The following is a 16,213-nucleotide window of genomic DNA, read 5'->3' as shown; positions in this document are numbered from 1 at the left end:
AGTGATTTTATCTAATAGTCGACTGGGTCCGCCGTTTTACTTATACTGAAGTTACTGCAAGGTTGAATGGTTGCAAATAACTTTGAAAAGGATTGAATTGAAATGAACGGTAAGAATCGGAAGGACATTACCCCAGGTGCCTCTGTGGACATTGTACTTAAAGCAGATCAACGCAGCGGAAAACTGACAAGCGGCATTGTAAAGGATATTTTGACCAACTCAAGCACTCATCCTCATGGAATTAAAGTAAGATTGACTGATGGTCAGGTTGGCAGGGTTCAAGTCATTCATAAGTAATGCGCACTCGGTCCAGGCCGAGTGTTTTTTTGTGATCATTCGACCGAATTAATGACAATGGATATTTCAATCATCTTTCCCGTTTATAATTCGTACAATAGGGGTGAGATTATCTCTTTTTAAAAAAGGCTGGTGTCAAAATGAAAGGATATAATGCCCCTGATAGGGTTCATTACCGCAACGATGAACATACATTGAAAGTTTCCGGCTCTGGGACGCTATCTGCCGCTCCGGATCAAGCCACAATCACCCTAGGAGTCATAACAGAGGATAAGGACCCGCAAAAGGCCCAGCAAGCCAATTCCCAAGCAATCGCAAATGTCATCGCATCACTTAAATCCGCAGGCATTCCCGAAGAGCAATTGAAAACGAGTGATTACAGAATCGATCCGCAATATGATTTTATTGACGGAAAGGAATTGTTCAAGAACTATAAAGTCCAGCACATCATCCAAGCCCAAACGACAGACATCGAGAAAATAGGCAGCATAATCGACACGGCTGTCAGAAGCGGCGCCAATTCAATCACCAGCATCCGCTTCTCTTTATCCAACCCAGATGCATACTATAACCAGGCACTTTCTCTCGCTTTAAAAAATGCATACGAAAAAGCACTCTCCATGGCCCGAACACTAGGAATCTCATTGAACCCAGTCCCTAATAAGGTTGAAGAGCTATCTGAAACTATAACACCGATGCTTTACCAAACAAGTACCTTTTCAAAAATGGCGACTACCCCGATTCAGCCTGGTGAATTGAACATCACTGCCTCAGTAAGGGTAGAGTACACGTACTAGCACTCAGTAAATTCCATCCTAAAAACCCCCCCTTGTGAACAATGGGGGGTTTTACTTTAAAAGACTACCGTCTTATTTTCATGAACAAGGACGCGATCCTCCAAATGCCATTTAACGGCACGTGCCAGCACCCTGCGTTCAGCTGAACGACCGATTTTCTTCATATCTCCAGCAGAATCACGATGGTCCACACGTTCAATATCCTGCTCGATGATTGGACCTTCATCCAAATCATTCGTCACATAATGGGACGTCGCACCAATCAGCTTAACACCTCTGTCATAAGCTCTTTCATAAGGGCGTGCTCCTATGAATGCAGGTAAAAATGAATGATGGATATTAATGATTTTGTTTGGATGGGCTGCTACGAAGTCCGGCGTCAATATCTGCATATACCTGGCTAAGATAATAAGGTCCACCTTGAATTCTTCCAGAAGTCCAAGCTGTTTTGTCTCCACTTCCCTACGTATATCCTTATTTGCAGGAATGTAATAAAATGGGATGCCCATGGATTCGACAATTTGCCTCGTATCTTCATGGTTACTGATGACCAGCGCAATATCAGCTAATAAATCCCCGCTTTGCCACTCCCATAGCAATTCCAGAAGACAATGCGGTTCCTTGGAAACGAAGATTGCCGTCCGTTTCAGATCACTCACATGGTTAAATGTCCATTGCATCGAGAATGCTGTCGAAACTTCCTGGAATGCCAGTTGCATATCCGCTGCCCTATCCTTCAATCCCGGACAATCGAATTCGATCCTTGTGAAAAAGGTACCGCCCTCAGGATTCATCGAATACTGGCTCAATTCAACAATATTTGCATCATATTCTTTTAGAAAGGCAGTAACTGTCGAAACAATTCCTGGCCGGTCCGGACACTTTATAATCAAACGGCCTCTATCTTGATTCTTTTCGCGAAACTCCTGTAACTGTTCTTGCACAAAGTTGCTAACCATTTTCCCAACTGCCCTTCTTCTATTTTGCTATATTATACTTCAATTCAAGGGCAAAATTAAAGTCAGTCCATGCAATACGGAATTTTGTTGGCAGACAAATCCTCCAGTTTTACCCCATCCCATTCATTAGATTTGGTTTCGATAGAGTGAATTTTCAAATTCATCTCTAGACCTGAATCTAACTAAATTTCTTACTCCACCATATAATGTTTGTCATTATTTCAGGAAATTACCGGTAATTTGGAAGGAAATGAAGGCAAAGACCGAGAACCTTTATGAAATGCATAGTGAAGAGGATTCTTGAATGAAATGCCGGCATGATCTGGATGCCCTTTTTTATTTCCGTTTTAATTTCCCTAGTTAATGAGGTTATTTCACCGCCTCATAAGGGTATAGACCATTCTATTAGTTTTTTTCAAAGGGGGAAATGAAATTATCATGAAATCATCAGTTACATTTTTTGTATCCATTCTGGCTGTTCTCGGTCTTCTGTCCGGCTGTGCTGAAAAGGACCAGCTGGAGGATGGAAGCAAGCTGATCAATAAGGACCAGTTTGTTTTCGCTGCCTCAGGCGAATTCAAGCCATTCAGTTATGTCAATGATGACATGACCGTAACCGGATTCGATATTGAGGTCGGCGATGCAATAGCAAAGGAACTGGACCTGGAGCCAGTACCTAAACGGATAAAATTCAAAGGTATCGTGGAAGGTGTCAAAACCGGTCGGGCAGATGCCGCAGTTGCCAGTCATACAATCAATGAACAACGAAGTAAACATGTTGCCTTTTCGACCCCTTATTACTACTCAGGTCCTCAAATTTTCGTCCGCTCAGATAGTGATATTAAAACGGTCGAAGATTTAAAGGGAAAGGAAGTCGCGGCTTCAAAAGGCTCCACGTACGCAACCACAGCAGAAAAGTATACAACCAATGTAAAAACCTATGACAGTGATATCACCGCCCTGAAAGCATTGAGCGGAGGACGCCATGATGCCGTCATCACCGACTTCGTAACCGGCAAGGAAGCAGCCAAGGAAGGTTTCGACGTCGAAGGAAGGCAATTGATCGAACGAAGCGAGCAAGCCATCGTACTGCCTAAAGACAACCCTCAGCTGCTTGCACGTATCAACGAAGCGCTTGAAAACCTCCGGGAAGATGGAACGCTTGCGGAAATCAGCAAAAAATACTTTGGTGAGGACATCACAACCAAGCCTGAATAAAGATTGATAGAAAGGGAGTCATTACATTGCCAAGTTTTTCACATTTTTTTGATACATTATTTAACTCCTCGGACGTATTCATCCGAGCCATGCTCCTCACATTGGAACTTACGGTAGTCTCCATATTGGTAGGAATCGTCATCGGATTGCTATTTGCACTTTTAAAAATTTCCAATATAAAAATTCTTGCCTGGATTTCGGATACATATGTATTCCTGGTACGGGGAACACCGCTAATCGTACAGATATTCATACTCTATTTCGGTATCAGCAATCTCTTCTTACTGCCGGACTTCTGGGCGGCGTCACTTGCCTTGGCCTTCCATAATGGAGCTTATATTTCTGAAATTTTACGTGGTACGATCCAATCCATCGATAAAGGCCAAATGGAAGCCGGACGCTCCCTTGGCATGAGCAAATCGCTTACATTAAGAAGGATCATTTTACCTCAAGCCTTCCGTCGCGCATTGCCGCCTTTGGGCAACCAATTCATCATCGGGCTGAAAGATTCATCACTGGCTGCCTTCATCTCCATGAATGAGCTGTTTAACGTGGCGACTACGTTAGGTTCGAATAATTTCGATGAAATGACTTATTTACTGATTGTAGCGGTCTACTACTTGATTCTAGTGGCATTCCTGACCATTATCGTCAATTTATTCGAAAAGAAACTTTCCATTAGTGATCGATAGGGGGAATTGAAATGGAACAAAAAGAAATGATTCGCATTAGGAATTTAAATAAATCGTATGGAAACCTGCATGTACTCAAAGATATTGATATGAAAGTACTGGATAGCGATGTTGTCTGTCTGATCGGGCCAAGCGGTTCCGGAAAAAGCACCCTGCTTCGCTGTTTGAATTATTTAGAGAAAAAAGACAGCGGGCAAATCCTCATTGAAGGAACGGAAATCCAACCGAGTACTGATATTAATAAAATCCGCGAGAAAGTCGGAATGGTTTTTCAGCATTTCTACCTCTTCCCGCATATGACCGTGCTTGAAAATGTAATTGAGGCACCGACTCACGTCAAAAAAGTCCCTAAGGCCCAGGCGATCGAAGAAGCAAAAGAATTGCTTGCCAAAGTCGGCTTATCAGATAAAGCGGATGTTTATCCAAGCAAACTCTCAGGTGGGCAGAAGCAGCGTGTCGCCATAGCCCGTGCCCTTGCCATGAAGCCTGATATCCTACTCTTTGATGAGCCTACCTCGGCTCTGGATCCCGAACTTGTCGGGGAAGTTCTTGCCACGATGAAGGAACTTGCCTTGGAAGGGATGACAATGGTAGTCGTTACACATGAAATGAGCTTTGCACGTGAAGTTGGTGATTGGATTGTCTTCATGCATAATGGGAAGGTTGTCGAAAGCGGCCCGCCAAAAGAATTCTTCACCAATCCAAAAGAAGAACGGACAAAAGAATTTTTGCAAACGACAGTCTTTTGATTTCCACCCTAAAATCTGTCTATTAGCGAGAATAATTCTTCATAGAACTTAAATCACCATTATAAGCAATACAGGCGAGACTTCCTGTATTGCTTATTTGTTTTCTATATTCGCGGGATGGATCGTTCCCTAAGTTACATGAACCAAGTTTCTGGGATATTTTCGCTCTGATTGTACAAACTAAACACTTGATGAATTGTTTCAGATAAACCCTGATTCCGGCTCGAACATGGAAAAATATCTGTATTTATGGTATATATACAGGTAAAATTAAAAGAAGTATATAAATGAAAGAGGTCGAATTCAGTTGGAAAATAACTCTTCGAATTTTATTAAAAATATTATAAAAGATGATCTAGAGTCCGGAAAACATGATCATGTCATCACCCGCTTCCCTCCTGAGCCGAACGGGTATTTACATATCGGGCACGCCAAATCAATCATTTTGAATTTTGGGGTGGCTGATGATTTCAATGGGAAAACTAACCTTCGTTTCGATGATACGAATCCATTGAAAGAAGATATTGAGTTTGTCAACTCCATTAAGGAAGATGTAAAATGGCTCGGTTACGACTGGGATAACCTTTTCTTCGCTTCCGACTATTTTGATGAAATGTATAAAAGAGCTGTGCTGCTCATCAATAAAGGACTGGCATATGTGGACGACCTTAATGCCGACCAAATCCGTGAATATCGCGGAACGCTGACTGAGCCGGGAAAAGATAGCCCATACCGCAATAGAACCGTCGAGGAAAACCTTGAACTATTTGAAAAGATGCGCAGCGGCGAATTCGAAAACGGTGCAAAAGTATTGCGTGCCAAAATTGATATGAGCTCGCCTAATATCAATTTGCGTGATCCCGTCATATACCGTATATCCCATACTGAACACCATAATACCGGGAACAAATGGTGCATCTACCCAATGTATGCCTTTGCCCACCCAATTGAAGATGCCATCGAAGGAGTCACACACTCCATTTGTACGCTAGAGTTCGAAGACCAACGCCCTCTTTATGACTGGATCGTTGAAAATTGTGAAATGGAAAGCAAGCCAAAACAATATGAATTTGGCCGTCTTAACCTGACCAATACAGTAATGAGCAAGCGAAAACTGAAGCAGCTTGTCGATGAGGGCTTCGTGGACGGCTGGGACGACCCACGGATGCCTACCGTTTCAGGTTTGCGGAGACGCGGGTATACACCTGAGGCGATTCGTGCATTCTGCCAAGAGATTGGCGTCGCCAAAACAAGCGGTGTCGTAGACTCTCAAATGCTTGATCATTTCGTGCGGGAAGACCTAAAGCTTAAGGCTCCACGAACTATGGCTATCCTAAATCCGCTTAAAGTGGTCATCACCAACTATCCGGAAGGCGAGGTAGAATGGCTGGATGCTGAGGTCAATCCGGAAGTCCCGGAAATGGGCACACGCCAAATCCCGTTTTCACGTGAAATATATATCGAACAGGACGATTTCATGGAAAACCCGCCGAAAAAGTATTTCCGACTTTTCCCGGGCAATGAAGTCCGTTTGAAACATGCTTATTTCATTAAATGTGAAGAAGTGATAAAAGACGAAGCCGGTAACGTCATTGAACTTCGCTGCACATACGACATTGAAACGAAAAGCGGATCGGGCTTCACTGGCCGTAAAGTAAAAGGTACATTGCACTGGGTCGAAGCTTCACAAGCCGTTTCAGCAGAATTCCGCAACTACCAGCCTTTAATCTTGGATAAGGAAAATGATGAAGAGGAAGAAAAATCATTCCTGGACCGGGTAAACCCCGATTCTGTAGAAGTTTTACAAGGATTTGTCGAGCCTAACATGAAAGATGTTAAACCTCAGGATAAATTCCAATTCTTCAGGCACGGCTATTATAATGTTGATTCAAAACTCACTGCGGCCGATCACTTGGTCTTCAACCAAATCGTTGGGTTGAAAAGTTCATTCAAGTTATAGAATCACAGAGATGAACCAGATTCCTAGCGAATCTGGTTCTTTTTCATTCTCTGCACCTTATGTCACTTTTTCTCGTAAAGTTTGATCCCTTGCTTGGAAAGGGCCTGCTTAAGAGTACTATGTGTCGAAACCTGACTAAAATCAAGACCTAACTGAATCGATGTCTGGGCCACTTCGGGACGAATCCCGGAAATGGTCGATTGAATGCCCAACAGGTTCAGTGTACTTATCAATTGATAGATCTGTTGGGCAACCATCGTATCTAAAAGGGAGACTCCTGATAAATCGATGAATAAGTGAGTGACATTTTTGTTAATGCATTTGCTTGGAGTCGCATTCAAAATTTCCCTTGCCCGATAGGTATCGATTTCACCGATTAACGGCAATACCGCAATGGCATCAACAATGGGAATGACAGGTGCGCCCAGTTCATTAATCAGCTCCTGTTGAGCTAGTAAACGTTCTTTTGTCAAAAGGTAATACTGCTCTGTGAACTCACGGTTCAATTGGTCGAAGGCACCATTAATGAGCCGGCCCCACCGGATGATTGTATCCTTCGTTATCCCCGTATCCTTTAGCATATAATCAGTGATAAAAGCCCAATATGTTTCACGGACCTTATTAAGCGCTTCCAACACTTCGTAAATGGGGGTGTCCGATTCAACCCTGCTCTTCGCGACAAGTGTGGCCCACTGCTCCATCGTTGCAATAAAAGCATTTTTATCTTCAAGTAAAGCACTTGTCACTGTCTTGATGGTCAATGTATTCTGTTCTCTAAGAAGCTTTTCTATTTCCTCATTGGAGTCCATTGAATAGATGGAGCCAGACTGCTTTTCCCTTAAAGCCAGCCAGTTTTCCGTAATCTTGGATGAATTATCAATGATATATCGATATAAATTTTCATCTATTTTATCCATTTGTGTTCCCCTATCTCACTAGTTATTTCATTTTAAAAAGTAATAATAAGTCTCCATATCCCTCTCTCTCCATTTCATGTTTAGGAATGAATCGAAGGGCCGCAGAGTTTATGCAATATCTCATGCCTTTGGGCCTTGGGCCATCAGGAAAAACATGTCCAAGGTGTGAATCGGCGTCCCTGCTGCGCACCTCGGTCCGGGTCATTCGGTGGCTGAGATCCATTTTTTCATTGACACTTGCGGACATGACGGGCTTGGTGAAGCTTGGCCACCCACAGCCGCTATCATACTTATCCCGTGAACTGAATAGAGGCTCCCCAGAAACGACATCCACATAGATGCCTTCTTCAAAGTGATCCCAATAAGCATTATCGAAAGGCAGCTCCGTGCCATTTTCCTGGGTTACATGAAACTGAATCTCCGTTAAGGTCTTTCTAAGATGTGCATTATCCTTAGGCCAATTTTCTTTAATGAAAGCATCACGGCCTGACCCTTTACGATACAATGCATAGCGAAACTGATTTTTCCGATAGAAGTCTTGATGATATTCCTCAGCCACGTAAAATTTCCCCGAGGGTAGAATACCCGTAACGATAGGTTTCTTAAACCGTCCGCTCATCATTAAATCTTCCTTCGATTGTTTTGCCTCCTGTTTCTGACGTTCATTGAGATAGAAAATGGCTGCCCTGTATTGCTTTCCCCTATCCGCGAATTGTCCTTCGTCATCCGTAGGGTCGACTTGGCGCCAGAATATCTCTAATAACGTTTTATAGGAAATGATTGATGGATCGAATACCACTTGAACCGCTTCAACATGATCAGTCGAACCGGTAATTACTTGTTTATAACTGGGCGCGGCAAATTCTCCGCCTGTATAACCTGATGTCACTGAAATAATGCCATCCATTTCATCAAAGGGAGCAACCATGCACCAAAAACAGCCTCCTGCAAAGATAGCCGTTTCTTTTCCAGCCATCGTCATTCTAAAAACTCCCCTTTCACGCCTGTAATTTTATGTATTATATACCAGCAGGCCAAACGCCTTCAAATTCAAAAATTTTTTTCTCTTTTTTGATGCACAAATATAAAAAGAGGCACTTAGGAGTAAACCCAAGTGCCCTTTTGTGTTAGATCCGTCAATTAAAGTATCACGCTTACAATGATCGCTGATAGGATGCTGACAAGCGTCGCACCGTATAACAGCTTCAAGCCGAAACGGGCTACAACATTACCCTGTTTTTCATGAAGTCCTTTGACTGCACCGGCAATGATTCCAATAGATGAGAAATTAGCGAATGAAACCAAGAAAACCGAAACGATCCCTATCGTCCTATCGCTCAAGGCTGCTGATGCTTCCCCTAGGCTCAGCATGGCAACGAATTCATTGGTTACCAGCTTCGTCGCCATGATTCCGCCAGCAGTCACGGTTTCTGATATCGGTACACCCATGATAAAAGCAAACGGTGCAAAGATATACCCCATGATGTCTTGGAAGCTGATTCCGAAGACCATGTCGAATACACTGTTGATTCCTGCGATTAATGCAACGAAACCAATTAACATCGCTGCTACAGTGATAGCAACCTTAAATCCATCCATGATATATTCCCCAAGCATTTCGAAGAAAGACTGCTTCTCTGCCCCTTCTTCAACAGGGAGAATATCCTCCTCATCCGTTACGGTATAAGGATTGATAATGGATGCAATGATAAATCCTCCGAACATGTTAATAACGATTGCCGTCACAACATACTTTGGTTCAATCATCGTCATGTATGCACCGACAATCGACATCGATACAGTTGACATGGCTGATGCACAAAGCGTATACATGCGAGATGGCGGAATCGCACCGAGTTGTTTTTTCAAGGTTATGAAAACTTCGGATTGGCCCACTATTGCAGATGCAACCGCATTGTAAGATTCCAATTTACCCATCCCATTCACCTTACTTAAAAGGAATCCAATCCACTTCATGATGAACGGAAGGATCTTGAAGTGCTGTAAAATCCCGATTAATGCCGAGATGAAGACGATTGGAAGAAGGACATTTAAAAAGAATGGCGATGCTCCTTCGTTTACAATCCCGCCAAATACAAAGGTGATCCCTTCATTTGCCCATTGTAAAAGTTTTCCGAAAGCATCGGCAATCGAATTGATGATCACTAAACCAAACTTCGTATTCAATAATAAATAAGTTAAAATAAGCTGAATGACCACCATGAGGATGATCGGTTTAATTTTAACTTTCTTCCGGTCACTGCTGGCTAATAAAGCTAGTCCAAAAACAATAAGCAGCCCTAAAATTGCAATCAGAAATTTCATATATTCTGCCTCCACTAAGGGTGAATTTTATGTCGTGCATTACTAGTAGGTTACCCTCAAAAAAATTATGCAAACGTTTTCTCTTTCATCCAAAATACATGTACGTACCTCTCCAGAAGTCTATATTAAACTAATATTTTTTTAAGTGCAATTATTATTTCCCTTTTTAAAATAACAATTAGTGACAATAGTGGGTTTCATGAATGAAAAAAGAAGGTTCCCCTTCGAAAGGAGCCTTCTCTTTCCTCAAATAGCATTGAATTTTTAGGCTGTTGTTTTTCTGGATATCACCGACATCGCTAATCCAGCGCCTCCAACGATAAAGATGATGATGGATGCGGCCAAGCCACCTGCCCCTTGATAAAAGCCGATCAATTTCCCTGCAAAAGAGTCTCTGCCTTGGAAACCGCCACCGCTATGCATCTCTCCTGGAGTCCCGGAACCATTAGGCCCGCCTTGTGGAGTGCCCTGCATATCATTTGATGCCGTTCCCGTAGTTGAAGTTGAATCGTGTGTCGCCGTACTGCTATTAGCCGATTCTTCCGCAACATCCGATTCTGTTGTGTTGCGGTCGGCAGGCTGACCCATCATCGCCTGTCGATTCACGGGTTCATTGCCGCTGCCATACACATACATCATGACCCCGATGACTGCTTGGGCCATTAAGAGAACCGATGCCAATATTCCAACCAAAAAGTGTAACTTACCAAATCTTTTCATCAATGGTTTTCTCCTCCGAAAATAAATGTATTTATAAGATGATTATCTAAAAAGGCCCTTAATTTTTCCTTAAGCAACAAGGAAAAAAGTAAGGGTCCTTTTCGTATTGGATGGCATCTATTGTTGTATTAATTTTTCTTTTGATTTCTTGGAAAAGTGATTTCAAAACGGGTGCGTTCATTTTGCTCACTCGTAACTTTGATGTTCCCTTGATGTGTGTTTACAATCCATTTGGCTATGGATAAACCTAAGCCGGAGCCTTCATTTGCTGAACGGGATTGCTCGACTTGGTAAAAACGGTTAAAAATCAAGGGGAGATCTTCCTGCGGAATACCTTCTCCATTATCCTCTATAGTAAGAATGATGGATGAAGCATTCTTGATGCAGGATAGGGAAATCTCCCCGCCTTCTTCGGTAAATTTCATGGCATTATCCACCAAGATCACCAATAGCTGATGAATTCTCTCTTTATCCCCATGAAACACCACCTGTTCAGGAGCATGGCTAATGATCGATTTCTCTTGAAAAGAAGCTATATCCCTATACTGTTCCACGATATCCATTAGTAAGTCATCAAGGAAAAAGTTCGATTTCTTAACCTCGATTTGATTCGAATCCGTTCTGGTCAAGGTTAAAAGTCCGTTAACAAGCTTATTCAATCGCCGGACTTCTTTAGAAATGATGGATATATCAACGGCCTTTTCCTCGATGGTCGCGTTCGGTGATTGAAATAGCAAATCAGCCCGCGATTGAATGACAGCAAGCGGAGTGCGAATTTCATGCGAAGCATCCGAGACAAACTGCTGTTGCTGATCCCAGGATTTCTTGACAGGGATCAGGGCCCGTCCTGCCAGAAGATAGCCTGCGCCTACCGCCACCAAACTTCCAATTCCTCCACCAACAAACAAGATGAGCAGCAAGCGATCGAGCATTTCTTTTTCTGTATCCACATTCCTGATGAATTGTACGGTCATCTTTCCATACTCCGTATCGACCTTGGTGGAAAGTGCACGGTACGTGTATCCATTCACCGATATTTCTTCAATCTCTTCAAATCTTTCAGGGTAAAATTCCAATTCATTGACCTTATAGAAATTGTCTGCACTTAGTCTTGGCTCAATGATCGTATCATCCGGCCCCCAAATGATGACGCTCGGTCCCGGTCCTAAGAGAAACTCACCTTGCGGACGTCCGCCTGGCCTGCCGCCATTATTGAAATCCCTGTAATCCTGTTGAAGTGAATCATTGACATCCCTATAAATCTGATTTTCCGTATAAAAATAAATTGTTCTGCTTAAAATGGCTATTAAGACAATAAAGACGATAGAATTCAATATGGTTAGTTGAAGTCGTGTTTTTTGGAACATAATGATCCCCTTATGGTTGTTTTAGCATATAACCAATACCCCTGACGGTTTGAATATCTTTATGGTAATTGAAAGGTTCCAATTTTTTTCTAAGGTGATGGATGAACACTTCCACAATGGCAATCGTCGTATCTGAATCAAACCCCCAAATGCGGTCGAAAATCTGCTCACGGGTCAATATTTTCCCACTATTTCGAATTAGGTATTCCAGTAATTCAAACTGTTTCAAGGTCATTTTAATGACCTTTCCATCAACTAAAATATCCTTTTCTTTTTCCAACAGTTCAATATTACGGTATTTCACATGCTGCTCAAGCGATAAAATGCCACTCCTTCGAAGCAGGGCACGAATCCTGGCCTTAAGTTCCAGTGCCTGAAACGGCTTGACTAAATAATCATCGCCACCCATTTCCAATCCTCTGACACGATCCTCAAGTGCATCTTTTGCCGTCAAAAACAAGACACTTGTATCTATTTTTGCTTCCCTGATTTTCCGTACGATTTCAAATCCATCGATTCCCGGAAGCATTACATCCAAAATGATGATATCGTATATACTTTGCTGAGCCATGAATAGTCCATCTTCCCCATTATCCGCTGTATCCACTTCATATTCATCCGTCAGAATCTGTCGGATCGACTCTAATAATGAAACATTATCTTCTACCACCAAAACCTTCATGCAGGGTGCCTCCCAACCGCCTCAATTGTGATATATGTTGATTTTATCCTTTTTCATATGCAAAAGAAAGCGGGCTTTTAATCGCCTGCTTTCTTTCAAATTGTATGTTCATTCGTGACGCAGTGCCTGGATTGGATTTAATTTGGATGCCTTATTGGCAGGAAATACACCAAACATTATCCCGATTAAAATGGAGAATAAGAAAGCAAACAGTGTTACCGACCATGAATAACTGATCGTTAAGCTTGAAAAAACTGAAATCAATTTTGCGATTCCCAATCCGATTCCAACACCCAACAATCCCCCGAAGCAGCTCAGGACCATCGCTTCAATCAAAAACTGAAGAAGAATCGATTTCCGATTCGCCCCAATTGCTTTTCTAATCCCGATTTCCTTCGTCCTTTCTGTTACGGAAACCAACATGATATTCATGATCCCGATTCCGCCCACCAGTAACGAAATACTGGCTATACCGCCTAGCATGAGTGTGAACGTATCCGACACAGAGCTCATTGTATCCATCAGATCTTCTTGATTGGACACCGAATAATTATCACTCTGTTCTGGGAATGATGTGGTCATCGTACCTTGTACGTGGTACATCGCCCTATCTATGATATTCTCGTTATCCGCTTTTAAATATACGGTTCCGATTGTTGTGCTGCCTGTAGCCCTTTCGGCAGTGGTGATCGGTGCAATGATTACATCATCCCCGCTCGACCCCATTGAGGTACCTACCGATTTCAGCACACCAATCACGCGATAGGAAACTCCGCCGATAAGCACGTTCTGGTCCACAGCTTTTTGATTTTCAAAAAGCGTGCTGGCTGTATCCGACCCCAGGACGACGACCTTGGATCTTAATTGCGTTTCCATATCAGTCAAAAATCGGCCTTGACTGAGCTCCAGATCCCTAACCGATAAGTAGGATGAAGTTGCACCGGTCATTGAAACCTGTGCCGAAGCTTCTCCGTTTTTAGCATAAACGCGTCCGGTGACCACAGGCGCCACTTCCGATATCCCGTTCAGCTCTTTAAACTGTTCAATTGTATCATCCGTCAGCTCCACGGAGTCGGTATCCGTGACACTTACCGTTATCAAGTTCGTTCCCAGGCTATTGATCTCATCCTGAACGGACTGTGAGGAACCCTGCCCGATCGAAACCAGAACGATTACAGAGGCAACTCCAATTATGATCCCAAGCATGGTTAAAAATGCTCTGACTTTATTGGTTTTGATACTGCGTATAGCCATTTTCATTGATTCGCTCAGGTTCAATCCAATCACCCCCGTTCTCAAATAGCTGACCATCCTGTATCCGGACGACACGAGTCGCTTCTTTTGCCACTTCCAAGTCATGGGTTATTAGAATGATTGTTTGTCCCTTTTCGTTCAATTCTTTCAGCATCTGCAGCACTTCTTTACTCGTTTTACTATCCAAGGCCCCCGTCGGCTCATCCGCCAATAGAACGGGCGGGTCACCGGCAAGTGCCCTTGCAATCGCAACTCTTTGCTGCTGTCCGCCCGACAGTTGGTTCGGCAGATGATTCTTTCGGTCACTCAGACCTACCATATCAAGGCATGCATTGGCCACTTTTCTTCTTTCCTTCACGCTTGCCCCTCTATAAACCAGGGGAAGTTCGACATTTTCCAACGCTGTCAGTTTTGCCAACAGGTTGAAATTTTGAAAGATAAATCCTATTTTAATATTACGAATGGCAGCTAACTCATTATCCTTCATCTTTTCCACTTCTTTTCCATCAAGAAGATATTCACCTATGTCAGGCTTGTCAAGGCAGCCAATCATATTCATGAACGTCGATTTTCCTGACCCAGAAGGACCGATGATCGAAATGAAATCGCCTTTATCGATTGTAAGACAGACATCTTGAAGTGCCTTAACCGTTTCACCGCCTAATTCATATGATTTAGACATGTTCCTAATTTCTATGATGGGTTTCGCCATTTTACTGACCTCCATTGCTGCTTGGCATTCCGCCACCGTTTGGCATCCCGACGCTCGGCATTCCGCTGCCGCCCTGCATTCGTATTTCGCCTCCTTGGCCTCCCCTCATTCCATTGCCGCCAGTGCCAGTCGTGCTTTCATTGATGGTGATAGGCAAGGAAACAAACTGGCCCTCTTCAAGTCCCGAAGTTATTTCAATATACCTATCATTGCTGATCCCAGTCTCAACCGCTTTCTTTGTACTGGCAGTTCCTTCAGCTGTACCGGATTGTTGTATATTTACATATTTCTCTTCACCATCCATTTGGACTGCTTCAATCGGAACATATAAAGCATCTTTAACACTATTCGTCAAAATGCTCACTTCAGTCGACATCCCAATTTTTATATCGCCTGGTTTGTCAATTTTGATCGTAACATCGAACGAAGAAACTCCATTCTCATATGTACCTTCCTTTGCTACACTGGTCACTTCACCCGTAAACGTTTCATCTTCAAAAGCACCGGCTTTAATTTCAACTGTTTGTCCTTTTTTAACACTTGGAACATCCAATTCATCTACACTGATCGTGGTTTTCAATTTTTTATAATCCGTAACATGCGCCAACACTTCACCGCTTGATACACGATCCCCTTTTTTTACATCCATTGTTGTAACGGTACCATCGAATGGGGCTGTTATCGGGTCACTTCCATCCGTGAAGGTAATAAGTTCATCACCTTTCTCAACCAATTCATTCTTCTCTACAAGAACTTCATCCACTTCACCCGTTATAGAGGAAGTGATGTCTTCACTATTGATTGCGGCGACCGATCCGGATCCGCTTATTTGAACTTCAAGATCTCCCTTTTCAACTGTTGCGGTCACCGACTTTGCGATGACAGGCTCAGCACTGTCCTTCATGAAAAACCAAGCGCATCCCCCAATCGCCAGCACTAAAACCGTACATATCATTATCCACTTTTTCATCACTTTTCTCCTTTCAGATTTCCTTCGTTGAAACCAGTATCGTGAAAGAAGCTTAACTTTTCCTTAATGGCGATACGTTTGATTTCCATGATCTTTCATTTATACAGGACACTCCCTGTACGAAAAATTAAAACAATGTCGAACGAAAATTTAATTTACAATATATTCAGAAAATTATATACTGATACTGATATCGGAATTTGGTAATGTAATCCGAATCAATAATGATGAAGGGGGAACCAACTTGGCATCTAACGATTCTATCGCTAAGGAAACCAAGGTAAGCGCTTCCACGAACTACACCGAGATCGTCCAATCACAATCTTTTCAAGAACTGTTAAGGAAAAAACGCAATTTCATCGTCCCGCTATCCATCTTTTTCATGGTCTTTTATTTCACCCTACCCCTACTAACTTCCTATTCCAAAGTTCTTAACTCCTATGCTTTCGGGGCAATCAGCTGGGCCTGGATTTTTGCCTTCGCTCAATTTATCATGACCTGGACATTATGCATCCTCTATTCCAAAAAAGCTGCGACATTTGACCGATTAGTGGAAAAAATCATTAAAGAAGCGAAAGGATAAAAGGTGAATTC

At 42.7% G+C, this 16,213-nt stretch carries 17 protein-coding genes; 7 read left to right on the top strand and 10 right to left on the bottom strand.

Going from position 1 to position 16,213, the window contains the following annotated elements; translation table 11 throughout:
• Positions 1-102 precede the first annotated feature (102 nt).
• Both ACFRAK_RS00290 and ACFRAK_RS00285 read left to right on the top strand, forming a co-directional pair.
• Positions 103-297 carry a YwbE family protein gene (locus ACFRAK_RS00290; protein ID WP_387601528.1) on the top strand — a complete coding sequence of 65 codons (195 nt, stop codon included), beginning with the start codon at positions 103-105 and terminating at the stop codon, positions 295-297.
• Between the two features lie 140 nt (positions 298-437).
• Positions 438-1,094, top strand: a complete 657-nt coding sequence (locus ACFRAK_RS00285) for an SIMPL domain-containing protein (RefSeq protein WP_387601530.1) — start codon at positions 438-440, stop codon at positions 1,092-1,094.
• A gap of 56 nt (positions 1,095-1,150) precedes the next feature.
• On the opposite strand, the gene purU is transcribed toward ACFRAK_RS00285, so the two are convergent.
• Positions 1,151-2,053, bottom strand: coding sequence for a formyltetrahydrofolate deformylase (gene purU / locus ACFRAK_RS00280; RefSeq protein WP_260285818.1), 903 nt, complete (start codon positions 2,051-2,053; stop codon positions 1,151-1,153).
• A gap of 438 nt (positions 2,054-2,491) precedes the next feature.
• On the opposite strand from purU, the gene ACFRAK_RS00275 reads away from it, so the two are divergent.
• From ACFRAK_RS00275 to ACFRAK_RS00260, 4 genes are all read left to right on the top strand, one after another.
• Positions 2,492-3,271: a transporter substrate-binding domain-containing protein gene (locus tag ACFRAK_RS00275; protein ID WP_387705625.1), complete on the top strand. Its 780-nt coding sequence runs from the start codon at positions 2,492-2,494 to the stop codon at positions 3,269-3,271.
• 26 nt (positions 3,272-3,297) lie between these two features.
• Positions 3,298-3,963, top strand: coding sequence for an amino acid ABC transporter permease (locus ACFRAK_RS00270; protein WP_076368450.1), 666 nt, complete (start codon positions 3,298-3,300; stop codon positions 3,961-3,963).
• 11 nt (positions 3,964-3,974) lie between these two features.
• Positions 3,975-4,712, top strand: a complete 738-nt coding sequence (locus ACFRAK_RS00265) for an amino acid ABC transporter ATP-binding protein (RefSeq protein WP_286182402.1) — start codon at positions 3,975-3,977, stop codon at positions 4,710-4,712.
• Between the two features lie 307 nt (positions 4,713-5,019).
• The gene (locus tag ACFRAK_RS00260) at positions 5,020-6,672 is read left to right on the top strand and encodes a glutamine--tRNA ligase/YqeY domain fusion protein (protein WP_387601535.1); all 1,653 of its coding nucleotides are present in this window, start codon (positions 5,020-5,022) and stop codon (positions 6,670-6,672) included.
• A 62-nt stretch (positions 6,673-6,734) separates the two neighbouring features.
• Here the strand turns inward: ACFRAK_RS00260 and ACFRAK_RS00255 are convergent, their stop codons facing one another.
• From ACFRAK_RS00255 to ACFRAK_RS00215, 9 genes are all read right to left on the bottom strand, one after another.
• Positions 6,735-7,589: an STAS domain-containing protein gene (locus ACFRAK_RS00255; protein WP_387705627.1), complete on the bottom strand. Its 855-nt coding sequence runs from the start codon at positions 7,587-7,589 to the stop codon at positions 6,735-6,737.
• 22 nt (positions 7,590-7,611) lie between these two features.
• Positions 7,612-8,571, bottom strand: a complete 960-nt coding sequence (msrB, locus tag ACFRAK_RS00250) for a peptide-methionine (R)-S-oxide reductase MsrB (protein WP_387705629.1) — start codon at positions 8,569-8,571, stop codon at positions 7,612-7,614.
• A 158-nt stretch (positions 8,572-8,729) separates the two neighbouring features.
• Positions 8,730-9,914, bottom strand: a complete 1,185-nt coding sequence (locus ACFRAK_RS00245; RefSeq protein WP_387705631.1) for a NupC/NupG family nucleoside CNT transporter — start codon at positions 9,912-9,914, stop codon at positions 8,730-8,732.
• Positions 9,915-10,178: 264 nt separating this feature from the next.
• Complete coding sequence (locus tag ACFRAK_RS00240; protein WP_387705633.1) at positions 10,179-10,634, bottom strand: hypothetical protein; 456 nt, start codon at positions 10,632-10,634, stop codon at positions 10,179-10,181.
• A 128-nt stretch (positions 10,635-10,762) separates the two neighbouring features.
• Positions 10,763-12,001, bottom strand: a complete 1,239-nt coding sequence (locus ACFRAK_RS00235; protein WP_387601547.1) for a sensor histidine kinase — start codon at positions 11,999-12,001, stop codon at positions 10,763-10,765.
• 10 nt (positions 12,002-12,011) lie between these two features.
• Entirely contained in the window at positions 12,012-12,683 is a 672-nt protein-coding gene (locus ACFRAK_RS00230) for a response regulator transcription factor (RefSeq protein WP_387705635.1), read from the bottom strand.
• 108 nt (positions 12,684-12,791) lie between these two features.
• The gene (locus ACFRAK_RS00225) at positions 12,792-13,970 is read right to left on the bottom strand and encodes an ABC transporter permease (RefSeq protein ID WP_394571231.1); all 1,179 of its coding nucleotides are present in this window, start codon (positions 13,968-13,970) and stop codon (positions 12,792-12,794) included.
• Positions 13,909-14,649 carry an ABC transporter ATP-binding protein gene (locus tag ACFRAK_RS00220; protein WP_387705639.1) on the bottom strand — a complete coding sequence of 247 codons (741 nt, stop codon included), beginning with the start codon at positions 14,647-14,649 and terminating at the stop codon, positions 13,909-13,911. Before ACFRAK_RS00220 ends, ACFRAK_RS00225 begins: the two co-directional genes overlap by 62 nt.
• 1 nt (position 14,650) lies before the next feature.
• Positions 14,651-15,619: an efflux RND transporter periplasmic adaptor subunit gene (locus ACFRAK_RS00215; protein ID WP_387705641.1), complete on the bottom strand. Its 969-nt coding sequence runs from the start codon at positions 15,617-15,619 to the stop codon at positions 14,651-14,653.
• Between the two features lie 244 nt (positions 15,620-15,863).
• Between ACFRAK_RS00215 and ACFRAK_RS00210 the strand changes: the two genes are divergently transcribed.
• On the top strand, positions 15,864-16,202 hold the full coding sequence (locus ACFRAK_RS00210) for a DUF485 domain-containing protein (protein WP_387705643.1): 339 nt from the start codon (positions 15,864-15,866) through the stop codon (positions 16,200-16,202).
• The last annotated feature ends 11 nt before the right edge of the window (positions 16,203-16,213 follow it).

Source organism: Peribacillus sp. NPDC056705 (genome assembly GCF_043656335.1).
The sequence above is the reverse complement of the archived record's forward strand: the minus strand, read 5'-3'. Positions and strand labels throughout refer to the sequence as shown.